Source organism: Butyrivibrio sp. (assembly GCF_017940685.1).
Taxonomy (GTDB): Bacteria; Bacillota; Clostridia; order Lachnospirales; family Lachnospiraceae; genus Butyrivibrio.
Genome location: NZ_JAGAYD010000147.1, coordinates 16,087 through 31,594 on the forward strand (window position 1 = coordinate 16,087; position 15,508 = coordinate 31,594).

Sequence of the window (15,508 nt, forward strand, 5' to 3'; positions counted from 1 at the left end):
GCGGATGTAAAGCCAGGAGGGCAGAGGGTTTTTGTATGGTTAAGGGTCTATATACTGCTTACACAGGAATGATCAACGAACAGCACAGAATGGACGTGCTCACCAACAATCTTGCCAATGCCAATACCAACGGTTACAAAAAAGAAGGCGCAACATCACAGTCTTTTTCTGATCAGCTTGCGCTCAAGATCAAGGACTATACTGATGCCCCGTTCACAGCTCGTGGACTGGGCATTATTAATCCCGGTGTCAAGATTGGTGAGGGCTATGTGGACTGGACAGAAGGTCCTATGAGAGAAACTGGCAACACCTTTGATCTTGCTATCGGTGGATATGGCTTTTTTGGAATAGAATATGCCATCAAGCAGACAGAACCTGAAGAAGCTCAGGGCGAAGGTGGTACAGTAACTGAGACCTATATGGAGAGGTATATGCGTCTCCAGAGGCAAAACAGGGAGCTGGCTGCATATCAGGCTGGTAAGCTTTCCCTTGATGAGATGCTTGAAGATGGTTTTCAGCAGCAGATCCTCTACACAAGAGATGGTAATTTCACTTTGAATGCAGATGGTGTTCTGGTAACACAGGATGGAGACTTTGTTCTTTCCGCAGACGGAGGTCACATTGAGCTTGACCCTAATCTTCCTGTTCAGATCAGCATGAATGGTGAGATCTCTCAGGATGGGGAAGTTGTTGCCAATATTGGAGTATTTGATTTTGAAAAGCAGGTGGCTCTCGATGGAAGGATCAGCTACGACACCTTAGAGCATTACGGAGAAAATGGCTATGTTGCCACAGGTGATGCAGTGGCAGCGGATGCTACAGGATCTGTTTATTCAGGATTTTTGGAGCAGTCCAATGTCTCTGTAGTTGACGAGATGGTCCAGATGATCGCAGTTCAGAGAAACTACGACACAAACCAGAAGATGATCACTACAATAGATGACACTCTGGATAAGGCAGTTAACCAGGTAGGACGTCTGTCATAAAAATTTTTTTGATCTTTGTATAAACTAATTGCAACTATATGACGATAAATAAACAGAAGAACTATATTGAAGTCACGGATGACGAATTATTCATTAGGAGCCATGGATGGGAAACGCTCGTAATGGGTCGGAGGGTGACGTAATATGGTAAGAAGTTTATGGTCAGCAGCTACAGGAATGAACGCGCAGCAGGTTAACGTGGATACCATTTCCAACAACCTGGCCAATGTTAATACAACAGGTTACAAGGCACAGGGTGCGCAGTTCAAATCTCTTTTATATCAGGAATTACAGACAGTAACTACTACAGCTAATGGTGCTCCTAAGCCAACCAATTCTCAGGTTGGTCTTGGTGTGCGCACATCAACTATCAATCAGTTCTTTTCCCAGGGATCATTTTTAACAAGCGATAACCCGGCGTCACTTGCAATTGGTGGCGATGGTTTCTTTAGCTATTTTGATACAGATGGACAGACACAGCTCTACACCAGAAATGGTAATTTCACCTGGGCTCTTGCTGAGGTTGGCGGAACAGATCTTGTTCTTACAACAGCAGAAGGAAACAAGGTACTTGATATAAACGGCGAAGAGATAACAGTTGATGGAAACAGAGTTGCCAGCCGTATCACAATTGGTGGCGATGGCAAGATCTATTATCCTGATGATCAGGGTGTTCCTCAGCAGATCAACGGACTTCAGATTGGCCTTTGGCAGTTCCCTAACAGAGAAGGACTTGAGAGAGTTGGAAGCGCTGCCTGGAAAGAGACAGCTGCCAGCGGAGCAGCTATCAACGAGAACGAAGCTGACGGAAACATGAAGAGAAGTGAGCTGGTTCAGGGTTACCTCGAGGGCTCAAACGTAAATGTAGCAACTGAGATGGTCAACCTTATCGTTGCACAGCGTGCATATGAAATGAACTCAACAGCAATCCAGACAACAGACCAGATGATGCAGACAGCTAACTCCCTGAAGAGATAATTTAGAGGTATATAATGGCAAGTCTTGATATTAAAGGAATTGGAGCTTCGGCGTTAACTGAATATGCCATGCAGGAGAGCAAAAATGCCAGTGCCATTGCTCTTCAGAAAAAGCTTGAGAACACAGCAAATTCTCAGCACGCTTCTGATGATGAGTTGTGGCAGGCCTGCAAGAGCTTTGAGTCCTACTTTCTTGAGCAGGTATTTAAAGAGATGCAGAAATCTGTAGATGCTCTTAAACCAGAGTCTGGAGATCAGTCCACAGAGACGCTGGTAGACTTTTTCAAGGATCAGACTCTCCAGGAGATATGCTCAACTTCTGTAGATAAGCAGAGCAACGGCTTTGCTCAGATGCTCTATGAGAATCTTAGAAGGAACTATGATATCCCTGAGGCTCCAGCTGAGGATGCAGCTTCTGCCAATGGACCAGCTAGTGTTTAAGCTTTTTGATCTGCTATTAAAAAAATATGACTGCCGTCTTAATCTTAAGAATATCTTAAAGATTAGACGGCTTTTATTATGCTATACTGTTGCCTATGGAAAAAATCAAAGGTTATATTGAACACTTTATATATAAGAATACTGAAAATGGCTACGGGGTTCTAAATCTTGTGGTTTCTGATGATGAGATAGTCTGTACTGGTGTGTTCAGGGACGTGGATGTGGGAGATACCATCGAGGCTGAAGGCGAGTATGTAAGCCACCCTGTTTATGGTGATCAGTTCAAGGTTTCCTCCTATGAGATCTCGGTTCCGGATGATGCAGCGTCCATGCAGAGATACCTTGGATCGGGAGCTATAAGAGGGATCGGAGAAGCTCTGGCTAAGAGGATTGTCAGTAAGTTTGGCGATGATACCTTCAGGATCATTGAGGAGGAACCGGAGAGGCTCTCTGAGATCAAGGGTATCAGCGAGAAAAAAGCCATGGACATTGCGCTGCAGATGGCTGAAAAGAGAGAAATGCGAAATGCCATGATATTCCTTCAGCAGTTTGGCATTTCAGACAATCTTGCAGTAAAGATCTACAACACCTATGGCGAGCGCATCTACAAGGTCATAAAAGAAAACCCTTATCAGCTCTCGGACGATATAGCTGGAGTTGGATTTAAGACAGCTGATGAAATAGCAGGAAAGGTTGGAATACAGATCGATTCTGACTACCGCATAAAGAGTGGTATCTACTATGCACTCCTTCAATCTTCTCTTGATGGAAACACCTTCCTTCCCATGGATGAGCTTATAAGGCGCACCATAGACGTCTTATCCACAAGACCCGACTATGAGATCAACGAGGAAACTGTAAGGACTCAGATCTACAACCTCACAGTTGATAAAAAGCTGATCATAAAAAACGACAATGAAGTCTATGCCTCAACCTATTACTACGAAGAGCAGGGCTGTGCTGCCATGCTCTACAATCTGTGCATTTCAGAGAAGGTGTCTGAGGCAGAAAAAGAAAACTATAAAAAACAGATAATCGAGATGGAGGCAGCAAGAAATATCGAGCTTGACGACCTTCAGCTTGATGCTGTTATCCAGAGTATAACCAATGGAATCGTGATAATTACCGGTGGACCAGGAACCGGTAAGACCACAACCATTAACACTATCATTGGTTATTACGCGAGAATGGGCCTTGATATCATGCTGGCTGCCCCTACAGGAAGAGCTGCCAAGAGGATGACTGAGGCTACAGGCTATGAAGCCAAGACTATCCACAGGCTCCTTGAGGTGTCCGGACAGGTGGATGATGACGAAAAGGGAAGATCCTCAGGAGTTCACTTCGAGAAAAACAGGGACAATCCCCTTGAAACAGACGCCATAATAATAGACGAGATGTCCATGGTAGACATACATCTCTTTTACGCGCTGCTCAAGGCTCTTGTGCCTGGAGTTCACCTGATCCTTGTGGGAGACAGCTCCCAGCTTCCAAGCGTGGGACCTGGCCAGGTACTTAAGGACCTTATAGACAGCGGCAGATTTTCAACCATCTATCTTAAAAAGATCTTCCGCCAGGCTGAAGAGAGTGACATAGTCATGAATGCCCACAGGATCCACGATGGTCAGGCGCCGGTTTTAGATAACAAGAGCAAGGATTTCTTTTTCCTTGAAAGAAATGACACTAATGTTATCTACAAGCATATGGTGCAGCTCATCAGGGATAAACTGCCGTCCTATGTGGATGCAGGACCCTTTGATATTCAGGTTCTGACACCTATGAAAAAAGGAGCTCTTGGTGCCCAGCAGCTTAACCTGATCCTCCAGGAATACTTAAATCCTCCGGAGGAAGGGAAAAAAGAACATGCCTATGGCGACCATGTTTTCCGGGAGGGGGACAAGGTCATGCAGATAAGGAACAACTACCAGGCATCCTGGGAAATTGTTGGCAAGTACAATATTGCTGTTGATTCCGGAATGGGCGTCTTTAACGGCGATATGGGTGTAGTGAAAGAGATAAATGAGTATTCCCAGGATATGATAGTTGAGTTTGATGAAAAGAAGAGGGTGAGATATCCCTTTGCTGATCTTGATGAACTGGAGCTGTCCTATGCCATAACCATACACAAATCACAGGGAAGTGAGTATCCTGCAGTTATCATGCCTCTTCTTGGAGGACCGAGGATGCTCCTTAACAGGAACCTTTTGTACACTGCAGTTACCAGGGCCAAGAACACAGTATGTATCCTTGGCAGCAGCCAGACTGTCATGACAATGGTTTCCAATGAACAGCAGCTTAGGCGCTATACAGGACTAAAGGATAGGATTAAGGATATTTTTGAAGAATAGATATTTTGAAACAGCGCTGGATATCATATATCCAAGGCACTGCCCTGTCTGCGATGGCGTACTGCCAGCATTTACCTTTGAAAGCGGCAGGATAAAACGTGGCAGGATCATCCATAGGAATTGTATTAAGAAAATTGAATTTGTAAAAGGCAGTACCTGCTTTAAATGTGGTAAGCCCCTTGGCAAGGACTCTTTAGAAGAGTATTGCCAGGACTGCAGGGAGAAAAGACATTTCTTTAAAAGAGGCTATTCTGTGTTTGCCTACAGGAGTATCTCTGGTTCGATCTACCGCTTTAAATACATGGGAAGGCAGGAATATGCAAGGTTTTATGGCGTTGCCACAAGAAAGAGGCTTGGCGACACCTTAAAAGGACTTGGCATAGAAGCTGTAGTGCCGGTGCCTATGTATGAGAAAAAACAGCTAAAAAGAGGCTACAATCAGGCTGAAGTCTATGCAAAAGCAGTTTCTGAGGAACTTTCTATCCCTTTGCGGACTGACATAGTAAAGAGGGTCAGAAACACGCTTCCAATGAAGGAACTGGACGCTTTGGGGCGCCGCAATAATTTGAAAAAGGCTTTTATTATACCCAAAAATGATGTAAAATTTAAGTGCGTACTTATAATCGATGACATCTATACAACTGGAAGTACTATTGATGAGATCGCCCATGAGTTTCAGATGGCAGGTGTAGACCAGGTATATTTCCTGACTCTTGCTATCGGGCAAACTACTTAAATATATGGAGGTCAGCTTATGAACTTACGGAACTGTGCAAGATGCGGAAAGATGTTTAACTACGTGGCAGGTCCAGCTATCTGCGATCCTTGCAAGAAAGCAGTGGAAGAGGATTTTCAGAAGGTAAAACAGTATATTCAGGACAACCCAACGGCAAGCTTGAAACAGATTTCTGAAGACAATGAGGTAACAACCAAGCAGATTCAGCAGTGGATCCGTGAAGAGAGACTGATGTTCTCCAAAGATTCACCAATACAGCTCCTTTGCGAGAAATGTGGTGAGCCTATTACAACAGGAAGATTTTGTGCTAAGTGTAAGACTTCTATGGCCAACACACTAAATGATACTGTCGCACAGAAGAGACAGGCACTGCAGCAGGCACTGCAGCAGAAACAAGAGCCTAAGTCAGGTATGCGCTTCCTGGATACATAAGGAGCAGTGATGGTTAACGAAGAAAAAGTCATTTTGATGACCAAAATGGCTGCTTTTATAGATCGTGAAGGGAAAAAGAACGACGCGATCAATTCATATTTTAAGAGTGATTACGTTGGATTTAACGTGATCAAGTCAGTGATCAGCGCCACCATAGTTTTTGCAATCCTTATTGCGACCTATGTGCTTTGCAATTTCGAAAAGGTTTTATCTGATCTGTACAACACTAATAATTTACTGGCTATTGGCAGGAGGTATCTGGTATTCTACCTCCTGCTTGTTGGCGTGTATTCTCTTGTATCATATGTCGTTTATTCCTTAAGGTACAGCAAGATGCGTAAGAGTATGAAGGCATATTATGGGAATTTAAAAAAACTGGCTAGAATTTACGAAAAGGAACAATGATATGACTTCATTATTGGAATTTAAACAGTATGTAAAGAGATTTTACATCAAATACGAAACCTACATTACCTATGTGTGGAAATTCTTACTTGCGCTTATTTCTATCTCAATCATCAACAACAAGCTGGGATATATGGACGCCCTTACCAACATTGCGATCGTGATGATGGCGTCTCTTCTTTGCGCAATCCTTCCACCTAATTTTATTGTTTTCATTTCAGCGATCTTTATCGTGGGACATCTCTATTCCCTGGCAATTGAATGTGCGCTTATCTCAGCAATTGTCTTTCTTTTGATGTTCCTTTTATACTTCAGGTTTTCACCCAAGGATACATTGGCAGTTCTTTTGACACCGGTGTTCTTCTTCCTTCACATTCCTTATGTGATGCCACTGGCTATGGGACTTTTGGGAACTCCTACTTCAATCGTTTCAGTATCCTTTGGACTTGTGATCTCCTACATGCTTTCTTACTTCTCAACCAATGCTGCCAGCTTTGGTATTGAGGGAGTAGAGGAGGCTGCCAATGAATTTTCCAATATTATTAGCGGAATGCTTGGCAACAAGGCAATGGTTGTTATGATCGCTGCGTTTGCAGTGACACTTGTTCTTGTATACCTGATCAGGAGAACTTCTCTTGATCACTCCTGGAAGATAGCTATCGCAGCAGGTTCAGTGAGCCTTATCATCTGCATTCTTGTAGGAGATATGGTCAATGACACTCAGATATCCATCGGTGGTGTTATTGTAGGAACCATCGTTTCAGCACTTCTGATGCTGGTTTTGGAATTCTTTGCATTTAATCTGGATTACTCAAGAACTGAGAAGGTCCAGTTTGAAGATGATGAGTATTACTATTATGTTAAGGCAGTGCCAAAGGTTACAGTGTCAACTCCTGAGAGAAAGGTTAAAAAGATCAACCGGGCAAGGGAGCAGCACTGAAACTAAAGGAAGGTCATGGATCAGATAGATTTTATTTTTGACTTCAACAGAACGAGCATGCATATGCCAACCATAAGGATCTCAGATATCCTTGAGATTTTTATCATCGCATTTCTGGTCTATCACATTTTAGTATGGGCCAGGAATACAAGGTTATGGTCACTCTTAAAGGGTGTGATCGTCATCCTTGTATTTATTTTGGTGTGCGCTCTTTTCAACATGTCCACTATCCTTTGGATTGTTGAGAGAGTGTTCAGTATTGCCATTATAGGTATCGTTGTCATATTGCAGCCCGAGCTTAGAAAAGCCCTGGAAGAGCTGGGAAGGAAAAATTTCTTTTCCAATGTGCTGGCCCTGGGTGACAGCAAGGCTGAGGGCAGATTTTCAGATAAGACTTTAAATGAGATTGTAAGGGCCTGTGTTGAGATGTCCAAGGTAAGGACTGGTGCTCTTATCGTGATCGAGCAGAATCACCCTCTTACAGAATATGAGAGAACAGGAATTGACGTAGATGCTATTGTGACAAGTCAGCTCCTTATCAATATTTTTGAACACAATACCCCTCTCCATGATGGAGCTGTTATCGTGAGGGGAGACAGAGTGGTTTCAGCCACATGCTATCTTCCTCTTTCAGACAATATGGGTATTGGAAAAGAGCTTGGTACCAGACACCGTGCTGGTATAGGCGCTTCAGAAGCAACAGATGCCTTTGTCATCATCGTATCCGAGGAGACAGGTAAGATAAGCGTAGCCCAGGAGGGTGAGCTTGAAAGAGCTCTTGATAGCGACAGATTAAGAGAGAGGCTTCGCGTACTTCAGGACAAACATGAGGAGGAAGCACCTATCAGGTACTTCGCCAGAAAGGCCAAGGTGAAGAAATGAAGAGACTGACGGCCAACTGGGGACTTAAACTTGCTTCCCTCATATTTGCGGTCATTGTGTGGTTCCTTATTACCAACGTCAATGATCCAATTACTTCAGTAAGATACACCAATGTTCCGGTAACACTTAAGAACACCAATCTTATAACAGATCAGGGGCAGGTTTATACAATACTTGATAACACAGATACCATCAATTCTGTTACTCTCTATGCCCCAAGATCCATAATTGATTCACTTAGCCAGAACAACCTTGTGGCTACTGCGGATATACAGGCTCTTTCAAGCCTTAACACAGTCAGCATAGACGTTGTGACCAACAAGTACTATGACAAGATTGAAAAGATTGTCACAAGCTCCGATGTGGTCAAGCTAAACGTAGAGAGGAAGGCATCCAAGTCTCTTGCTTTGAATGCCACTACATCAGGATCGTTGGCAGATGGATATGTTATCGGAGATGTTACTACAGAGCAGAATATGGTAAGGATAAGTGGTCCTGAGTCCATTGTATCTCAGATCACTTCAGCGGCAGTTGATGTAGATGTAACTGGATTTACTTCCAACATTGGAACGGACGCAGACATAGTGCTGCTTGATTCTGAAGGCAATACTGTTGATTCTTCTCAGATTGAAATGAACATCAAGACTGTAAGGGTCAATGTAGTAATATTTGAAACCAAGTATGTTCCTATCACCTATGTGGTTAAGGGAGAACCTGCAAACGGATATATGTACACCCGCCAGATCGAGTCAACACCTGACAGTGTTCTGATCGCAGGAAGAAGCAGCGCAATTTCTTCGATCTCCGAGATCAAGGTGGAAGATGAGAATATCGATCTGACAGGAATGACTGGCAATCTGAACTATACCTTCGATCTTGAAGAGTTCCTTCCAACAGGTATTACCTTTGGAGACAAGGACTTTAATGGAACGGTTTCGGTTATAGTTCATGTGGATAGCGTCAGCACTGAAACTTTTGATGTGGACGTTTCCAATATAAAGGTTGATGGCACTCATGAAGGCTATAAGGTCTTTGTGGATGACAAGGAGTACAAGACAGTTTCTGTAACACTTCAGGGACTTGATAGCGCTGTAAGGCAGATATCAGCAAATGACATAACCGGAACGGTAAGTGTTCAGGATATTTTAGATGGTAACAATCTTCAGGAGCTGTCAGAGGGAACATACAGTGCTGATGTAGATTTTGATCTTCCAGATCTTGTTAAGGTCAAGGGAACAGTCAGTGTATATGTGACAGTAGAAAAAGATGATTAGTATGTTTTATACGGAGGTCATACATAGATCATGGTAACAAAGAAAGTGGTAATTACAAATCCTACGGGACTTCATTTGCGTCCGGCAGGAAACCTTTGTAAGGTGGCCATGAATTACAAGTCTCATATTACGTTTTGCTATGGTGATAATACCGCCAATGCAAAGAGTGTATTAAGTGTTCTTGGTGCATGCATAAAATGTGGTGATGAGCTTGAATTTAAGTGCGACGGACCAGATGAGGAAGAGGCTCTTTCAGCTATCGTTTCAGCTATCGAATCCGGACTTGGCGAGTAGAAAAACTTGTGTTAAAATCACATGAGTTAAAAAATAAGAGAGGAAGTTAAGAAATGAGAAAGTTTAAAGCTGCATTAGTTGCAACTTTAGTTGCGACAATGCTTTTTGGTTGTGGAAAAGCCAGCGATGAAGCTGTTGTGGGAATCAGTGTTGAAAAGCTTGAGGATGTTCCTGAAGTTACTCCTGCTGCAACTGAGGAAGTATCTGAGGAAGAGGCAGTTGATGAAGATGCACCTCCAGCTGAGGGCATGGTAAGAAGCTATTTCACAAATAAATGGGTTGATGAAGAGGTAAACAAGACAAGACCTCTTGCAGTTATGTATCCTATCAACAAGGAAGCTCAGCCACAGTACGGACTTAGCAATGTTGCAGTGTTCTATGAGATCATGGAAGAAGGCAGCATGAGTCGTCAGATGGGTATTTTAGAGGACTGGGCAGGACTTGAGAGAATTGGTAATATCCGTAGTATCCGTGACTACTTTGTATATGCTGCACTTGAGTATGATCCTATTATCGTTCACTTCGGCGGACCAGAGCTCTATGTTAGCAAGATCCTTACACGTGATGATGTGGATAACTTAAATGGTGTTGGCGGATCAGCAATGGGACCATCTTATGATGCATTCTTCAGAGTACCTGAGGGAAGCACATCTGAGCATACAGCTTTCACAGATGGCGCTCATGTTTCATCTGCTATTGAAAAGGCTAAGTTCTCACTTGAGCACAGAGATAAGTTTGAGGGAGATTCACACTTCACATTTACTGGCTACAGCAATCCTAATACTCTTGAGGACTATTCAGACGCTGTAGAGGCTACAGAGATCGATATGGCAGGATGCTATCCTGTTACCAAGTCAGCACTTAAGTATGACGAGGAGAAGGGCGAGTACCTTAAGACTCTCTACGGTCAGCCTCAGAAGGATGCTCTTACAGGCGAGCAGCTTTCTTTTGCAAATATTGTTATCCAGAGAACATACCATGAGACAAGAGATGACAATGGATACCTTGCTTATCAGATGCATGATACAACCAATGATGGTTACTTCATCACTAAGGGTAAGATGATCCCTATCACATGGGAAAAGACAGAGGACTATGGCCCAACAACATACTATGATGAGAACGGCGATGAGGTTGTTTTCAACACAGGCAGAACAATGATCTTTGTTGTACAGCTCAAGGGCAAGTCATTCTCAACATTCAAGGTTAATGGTACAGAGTACGCAGACTGATCTTAGCTTTTGATAATGCATTAGATACTTAAGCGGACGGCAGAAATTGTCGTCCGCTACGTGTTTCGTTAGAAGTTATCACACATAGGAGCAAATATGGAAAAAATAATTGTTACCGGATGTAACGGACAGCTTGGAAGAGCAATTAATAAGGAGCTTGCAGGAACTGGTTTTGAGCTCATCAACACAGATGTTTTTGAAGGTGAGGGTATAACACCCCTTGATATCACTAATGTTGATGCTGTAGTTGATCTTGCAAGGAGAACCAAGGCAACTTCGATCATTAACTGCGCTGCATATACAGCTGTTGACAAGCAGGAGAGTGATGTGGATCTTTCCTACAAGATCAATGCAATTGGCCCAAGAAACCTTGCAATAGCAGCAACAGAAGTTGGCGCAAGGCTGGTACATGTGTCAACTGACTATGTATTTGACGGCAACGGAACAAGACCTTATATCGAGTTTGACAAGACTGGTCCTGTAAGTGTATATGGCAAGACCAAGCTTGCAGGTGAAGAGATGGTCAAGCAGTTTGCAAGAAACTTCTTTATCGTAAGAACTGCATGGCTCTATGGTGATGGCAAGAACTTTGTTAAGACTATGCTTGGGCTCTCTGAGACTCATGATGAGCTTAATGTAGTATGTGATCAGGTTGGAACACCAACCAGTACAAAAGAGCTGGCTAAGGCAATTCACTTCCTTCTTGGAACAGACAACTACGGAATCTTCCACGGAACCTGCGAAGGCAATACCAACTGGGCGGATTTCACAGAGGAGATTTTCAGGATTGCAGGTAAAAACACCAAGGTCAACCATGTTACAACCAAGCAGTATCAGGAAATGAATCCTCAGGCTGCACCAAGACCAGCCTACAGCATTCTTGAGAACTACATGTTCAAGCTTACTTCAGACTTTATGTTTGCTGATTGGCATGATGCGATAAGTGATTATTTAAAGGAGCTTCTTTGATGGATTTTATATCAGGAGTATTACATAACCAGATCCTTTTGGCCTCAGCAATGGCGTGGCTTATAGCTCAGATTTTAAAGACTATTATATATGTGGTCGTAAACAAGAATTTTAATCCTGAGAGACTCCTTGGAGATGGTGGTATGCCAAGTTCGCACTCCGCTACGGTAATGGCACTTGTTACAGCCACAGCCTACAACTTTGGAGCAGATACTTTCCAGTTTGCTGTTACAGCTATTCTGGCGCTCATAGTAATGCACGACGCCATGGGTGTCAGGAGAGAAACCGGTAAACAGGCCAAGGTCATCAACAATATGATGGACTGGCTTTCTGAGTTTTCCAGTGATATTCCACCAGAGGAAAAACTCAAGGAATTTGTGGGACACTCACCAACACAGGTATTCTTTGGCGCACTCCTTGGAATTTTAGTGGGAGTAGTTTTCTGCAGCATGTAATAGAAAATAGAAGGCTATAATAGACTATGCTTACAGTTGTACTAATCTGGTCATATGTACTGATAACTACATATCTTATTGGATACGGCTTTTTGATGTCGCTGGTGAACATGCCGGGTATGAAAGGGGTTAAACACGGCAGGAGCCGCGGTGACAAGAAGAGATATGACTTCAGGTACAGGGAATCTTTTATTGTTACTGGTATTGTAGTACTTACTGTTTATGCTCAGATTGTTAGTTTATTTACAGGGGTAGGAATTGGCGCCAATATTGGCGTCATACTTATCTGCCTTCTTATAGCGGTATATTATAGGCAGGAATTATTATCCGATGTTTATTGTATGCTGCATGTTCTAAGAGCAAAGGGCAATATTTTCATTTATCTCTTTGTTTTTCTCCTTATGGCCTATGGAGCATCTCACGGGATCATGCACTATGATTCCGATCTTTATCACGCACAGGCAATCAGATGGATAGAAGAATACGGCATTGTACCAGGGCTTGGTAATCTCCATGTGAGACTTGCCTATAACAGCTCTGCTTTTGCTATATCTGCTCTTTTTAGCATGAGCTTTTTGGGCGGCCAGTCCTATCACGTTATGTCTGGCTTTTTTGCCCTGCTTCTTGCATGGCAGTGCATCGATATCAAAAATGTTTTAAGGCGCGGGCACTTTGTTATCTCGGATTTTTCAAGGCTTGCAGCTATCTATTATCTGTTCACTATCTTTGATGAGATGGTGGCACCTGCATCGGATTATTTCCTTTCCACACTGGTTTTCTATATAATCACTCATCTGCTTGATATGTATGTGAAGCATGAAAAGAGCTATGTGCCCTATATCCTTTTGGCACTTGTGGGAGTATATGCAATCACTATAAAGCTCTCAGCAGCTCCTATGGTGCTCCTGACCATCATTCCTCTTTCTAAGCTTTTAAGAGACAGGACAAAAGAGAAGATGGCCGCCCTATGGATTGCTGTAGGAATGGCGCTTGTGATCGTTCTGCCATTTCTCATACGAAATGTGATAATTTCCGGATGGATACTCTATCCTGTTACTTTCCTTAATTTCTTTGGATTTGCCTGGAAGATACCGGAGGGTATAGCAGCTTTTGATGCAAAAGAAATAAAGACCTTCGGAAGGGGCTACAGTGATGTGGCAGCTTTTGGCGACGCACCTTTTAGTCAGTGGGTGCCCCACTGGTTTTCTACTATAACTGGCCTTAACAAGATAATGCTGATACTGGCCATTATCTCAGTATTTTTGTATATAGGTTATCTTATCTACTTCCTGATGGCTGCTCTTGGCAGGAAAAACGAAAAGATCAGGAATTTTGGCAAGGGAAAGGTATTTGAGCTAAGTAGCAGGAGCATGATGGCTACGGCAGACTTTCTGACTATAGGCGGAACACTTATAGGGTGCCTTATATTTTGGTTTTTAAGTGCTCCTCTTATCAGGTATGGCGTAGTATATGTCTGGCTTACACCAGTTGTAATAATGGGAAGACTCTTTATTGTGATCAACAACAGGATCGGTAAGGATCTTCGAGAAATGATCCTTAAGATTGCAGTTGGACTCTTTGCTTTCTGGATGTTCTTTAAGTGCGTAAATCTTGTGATCGAGGATGGTTCCAGGTTTAATCCCCAGTACCTTTTGAGGCAGCAGGACTACGGTCACTATGAAACAAAAGAGTTTAAACTTGGGGATGAGACATTTTATTACCCTGCAGAGGGCGACAGAATCGGATATGATCCATTCCCAGGAGCAACTAATGATGTAAGCGAGAATGTTAAGCTTATTGGAAACACCATAAGGGAAGGTTTTATTTCAACACAAGGGGGATCATAAGACAAGACACGGGGACGGTTCTACTGTCTCATTGCACGCAATGAGACAGTAGAACCGTCCCCGTGTCTTGTTATTTATTGATTTATCTTTCTGCACGCATTGGATTGTTAAGGAAATCCTCGTATGCAAGCTTAATGCCGTCATCAAGTTCGGTTGTGTAGGTCCAGCCGAGATTTTTGGCCTTAGATACATCAAGAAGTTTCCTTGGTGTTCCGTTTGGCTTACTTGGATCCCAGCGGATCTCGCCTGTGTAGCCGATGATCTTTGCTACCTTCTCAGTAAGTTCCTTGATAGTAAGTTCTTTTCCTGTACCGGCGTTAACTGTCTCGTTGCCGCTGTAGTTGTTCATAAGGAATACACACAGGTTAGCAAGATCGTCAACATAGAGGAACTCTCTAAGTGGGCTTCCATCTCCCCAGCATGTTACGTAAGGAAGATTCTGCTCCTTGGCTTCATGGAAGCGGCGGATAAGAGCAGGAAGTACATGTGAGTGAGTTGGGTGATAGTTGTCATTTGGTCCGTAAAGGTTTGTAGGCATTACGGAGATATAATCTGTTCCGTACTGTTTGTTTAAGTACTCGCAGTACTTAAGTCCTGATATCTTCGCAAGAGCATATGCCTCGTTGGTTTTTTCAAGCTCAGATGTAAGAAGGCAATCCTCCTTCATGGGCTGAGGAGCCATTCTTGGGTAGATGCAGGATGAACCAAGAAACTCAAGCTTCTTGCAGCCGTTCTTCCAGGCTGAGTTTATAACGTTCATTTCAAGGATCATGTTCTCGTACATGAAATCTGCAAGGGCCTCTGAATTACCCATGATACCGCCAACTTTGGCAGCGGCAAGGAAAACATACTCAGGACGCTGCTCGGCGAAGAAGTTCTCAACCTGATCCTGCCTTGTGAGGTCCAGTTCCTTGTGGGTTCTGGTGATAATGTTGTTATAGCCCTGCTTGTTTAATTCTCTTACAATGGCTGAACCAACCATTCCTCTGTGGCCAGCCACATATATTTTCGCATTCTTTTCCATCATGATATCTGTACCTTCTTAATTATTTATCTATGCCCTTCTCAAGGAACTCTGCCAGGTTAAACTCAACGTGCTCGCTGGCTCTTTCAACAGCAACCTTGGCCATGTCGTGCTCAACCATGATCTTAACAAGATCCTCAAAGGAGGTTGACTGCGGATTCCAGTGAAGCTTTTCTTTTGCCTTGGTTGGATCTCCCCAGAGGTTAACAACATCAGTAGGTCTGTAGAAGTCAGGTGAAACCTCAATAAGAACCTTGCCTGTTGCCTTA

17 protein-coding genes are annotated in these 15,508 nt (G+C 43.2%); 15 read left to right on the forward strand and 2 right to left on the reverse strand.

Annotation, left to right across the window (positions count from 1 at the left end; all coding sequences use genetic code 11):
- Positions 1 to 35: 35 nt before the first annotated feature.
- The 15 genes from J6I68_RS09430 to J6I68_RS09500 all read left to right on the forward strand — a co-directional run bounded on the left by J6I68_RS09430 (position 36) and on the right by J6I68_RS09500 (position 14,215).
- Positions 36 to 986: a flagellar hook-basal body protein gene (locus tag J6I68_RS09430; RefSeq protein ID WP_292219911.1), complete on the forward strand. Its 951-nt coding sequence runs from the start codon at positions 36 to 38 to the stop codon at positions 984 to 986.
- Between the two features lie 144 nt (positions 987 to 1,130).
- Entirely contained in the window at positions 1,131 to 1,964 is an 834-nt protein-coding gene (locus J6I68_RS09435) for a flagellar hook-basal body protein (protein WP_292219912.1), read from the forward strand.
- Between the two features lie 14 nt (positions 1,965 to 1,978).
- A complete protein-coding gene (locus tag J6I68_RS09440) occupies positions 1,979 to 2,404 on the forward strand; it encodes a hypothetical protein (protein ID WP_292219914.1) in 426 nt (141 codons plus the stop codon).
- Positions 2,405 to 2,499: 95 nt separating this feature from the next.
- Positions 2,500 to 4,749 carry an SF1B family DNA helicase RecD2 gene (recD2, locus tag J6I68_RS09445; RefSeq protein WP_292219915.1) on the forward strand — a complete coding sequence of 750 codons (2,250 nt, stop codon included), beginning with the start codon at positions 2,500 to 2,502 and terminating at the stop codon, positions 4,747 to 4,749.
- Positions 4,739 to 5,485 carry a ComF family protein gene (locus J6I68_RS09450; protein WP_292219916.1) on the forward strand — a complete coding sequence of 249 codons (747 nt, stop codon included), beginning with the start codon at positions 4,739 to 4,741 and terminating at the stop codon, positions 5,483 to 5,485. Before recD2 ends, J6I68_RS09450 begins: the two co-directional genes overlap by 11 nt.
- A gap of 18 nt (positions 5,486 to 5,503) precedes the next feature.
- Complete coding sequence (locus J6I68_RS09455) at positions 5,504 to 5,917, forward strand: flagellar protein (RefSeq protein WP_292219918.1); 414 nt, start codon at positions 5,504 to 5,506, stop codon at positions 5,915 to 5,917.
- A 9-nt stretch (positions 5,918 to 5,926) separates the two neighbouring features.
- On the forward strand, positions 5,927 to 6,322 hold the full coding sequence (locus tag J6I68_RS09460) for a hypothetical protein (RefSeq protein ID WP_292219920.1): 396 nt from the start codon (positions 5,927 to 5,929) through the stop codon (positions 6,320 to 6,322).
- A gap of 1 nt (position 6,323) precedes the next feature.
- Complete coding sequence (locus tag J6I68_RS09465; RefSeq protein ID WP_292219922.1) at positions 6,324 to 7,262, forward strand: hypothetical protein; 939 nt, start codon at positions 6,324 to 6,326, stop codon at positions 7,260 to 7,262.
- A gap of 15 nt (positions 7,263 to 7,277) precedes the next feature.
- Entirely contained in the window at positions 7,278 to 8,144 is an 867-nt protein-coding gene (cdaA, locus tag J6I68_RS09470) for a diadenylate cyclase CdaA (protein ID WP_292219923.1), read from the forward strand.
- On the forward strand, positions 8,141 to 9,418 hold the full coding sequence (locus J6I68_RS09475; protein WP_292219925.1) for a CdaR family protein: 1,278 nt from the start codon (positions 8,141 to 8,143) through the stop codon (positions 9,416 to 9,418). Before cdaA ends, J6I68_RS09475 begins: the two co-directional genes overlap by 4 nt.
- A gap of 30 nt (positions 9,419 to 9,448) precedes the next feature.
- The gene (locus J6I68_RS09480; protein WP_292205660.1) at positions 9,449 to 9,712 is read left to right on the forward strand and encodes an HPr family phosphocarrier protein; all 264 of its coding nucleotides are present in this window, start codon (positions 9,449 to 9,451) and stop codon (positions 9,710 to 9,712) included.
- Positions 9,713 to 9,765: 53 nt separating this feature from the next.
- A complete protein-coding gene (locus J6I68_RS09485) occupies positions 9,766 to 10,944 on the forward strand; it encodes a DUF3048 domain-containing protein (protein ID WP_292219927.1) in 1,179 nt (392 codons plus the stop codon).
- Positions 10,945 to 11,040: 96 nt separating this feature from the next.
- Positions 11,041 to 11,913 carry a dTDP-4-dehydrorhamnose reductase gene (gene rfbD / locus J6I68_RS09490; RefSeq protein WP_292219929.1) on the forward strand — a complete coding sequence of 291 codons (873 nt, stop codon included), beginning with the start codon at positions 11,041 to 11,043 and terminating at the stop codon, positions 11,911 to 11,913.
- Positions 11,913 to 12,368 (forward strand): divergent PAP2 family protein, encoded by a 456-nt coding sequence (locus J6I68_RS09495; protein ID WP_292219931.1) that lies wholly within the window; start codon positions 11,913 to 11,915, stop codon positions 12,366 to 12,368. The genes rfbD and J6I68_RS09495 overlap by 1 nt, the downstream gene beginning before the upstream one ends.
- Before the next feature lie 26 nt (positions 12,369 to 12,394).
- A complete protein-coding gene (locus tag J6I68_RS09500) occupies positions 12,395 to 14,215 on the forward strand; it encodes an LIC_10190 family membrane protein (RefSeq protein ID WP_292219933.1) in 1,821 nt (606 codons plus the stop codon).
- Between the two features lie 82 nt (positions 14,216 to 14,297).
- Here J6I68_RS09500 and J6I68_RS09505 read toward each other — a convergent pair whose 3' ends face one another.
- Positions 14,298 to 15,239, reverse strand: a complete 942-nt coding sequence (locus J6I68_RS09505; protein WP_334300059.1) for a GDP-L-fucose synthase family protein — start codon at positions 15,237 to 15,239, stop codon at positions 14,298 to 14,300.
- A 22-nt stretch (positions 15,240 to 15,261) separates the two neighbouring features.
- Positions 15,262 to 15,508, reverse strand: a 247-nt coding sequence (locus J6I68_RS09510) for a GDP-mannose 4,6-dehydratase (RefSeq protein ID WP_292219936.1), incomplete at its 5' end; no start/stop codon positions are given.

Bases quoted from the DNA above. Each gene is read 5' to 3' on its own strand.
- J6I68_RS09430 (WP_292219911.1), top strand. From the start codon at position 36: ATGGTTAAGGGTCTATATACTGCTTACACAGGAATGATCAACGAACAG.
- J6I68_RS09435 (WP_292219912.1), top strand. From the start codon at position 1,131: ATGGTAAGAAGTTTATGGTCAGCAGCTACAGGAATGAACGCGCAGCAG.
- J6I68_RS09440 (WP_292219914.1), top strand. From the start codon at position 1,979: ATGGCAAGTCTTGATATTAAAGGAATTGGAGCTTCGGCGTTAACTGAA.
- recD2 (WP_292219915.1), top strand. From the start codon at position 2,500: ATGGAAAAAATCAAAGGTTATATTGAACACTTTATATATAAGAATACT.
- J6I68_RS09455 (WP_292219918.1), top strand. From the start codon at position 5,504: ATGAACTTACGGAACTGTGCAAGATGCGGAAAGATGTTTAACTACGTG.
- J6I68_RS09460 (WP_292219920.1), top strand. From the start codon at position 5,927: ATGGTTAACGAAGAAAAAGTCATTTTGATGACCAAAATGGCTGCTTTT.
- J6I68_RS09465 (WP_292219922.1), top strand. From the start codon at position 6,324: ATGACTTCATTATTGGAATTTAAACAGTATGTAAAGAGATTTTACATC.
- cdaA (WP_292219923.1), top strand. From the start codon at position 7,278: ATGGATCAGATAGATTTTATTTTTGACTTCAACAGAACGAGCATGCAT.
- J6I68_RS09475 (WP_292219925.1), top strand. From the start codon at position 8,141: ATGAAGAGACTGACGGCCAACTGGGGACTTAAACTTGCTTCCCTCATA.
- J6I68_RS09480 (WP_292205660.1), top strand. From the start codon at position 9,449: ATGGTAACAAAGAAAGTGGTAATTACAAATCCTACGGGACTTCATTTG.
- J6I68_RS09485 (WP_292219927.1), top strand. From the start codon at position 9,766: ATGAGAAAGTTTAAAGCTGCATTAGTTGCAACTTTAGTTGCGACAATG.
- rfbD (WP_292219929.1), top strand. From the start codon at position 11,041: ATGGAAAAAATAATTGTTACCGGATGTAACGGACAGCTTGGAAGAGCA.
- J6I68_RS09495 (WP_292219931.1), top strand. From the start codon at position 11,913: ATGGATTTTATATCAGGAGTATTACATAACCAGATCCTTTTGGCCTCA.
- J6I68_RS09500 (WP_292219933.1), top strand. From the start codon at position 12,395: ATGCTTACAGTTGTACTAATCTGGTCATATGTACTGATAACTACATAT.
- J6I68_RS09505 (WP_334300059.1), bottom strand. From the start codon at position 15,239: ATGGAAAAGAATGCGAAAATATATGTGGCTGGCCACAGAGGAATGGTT.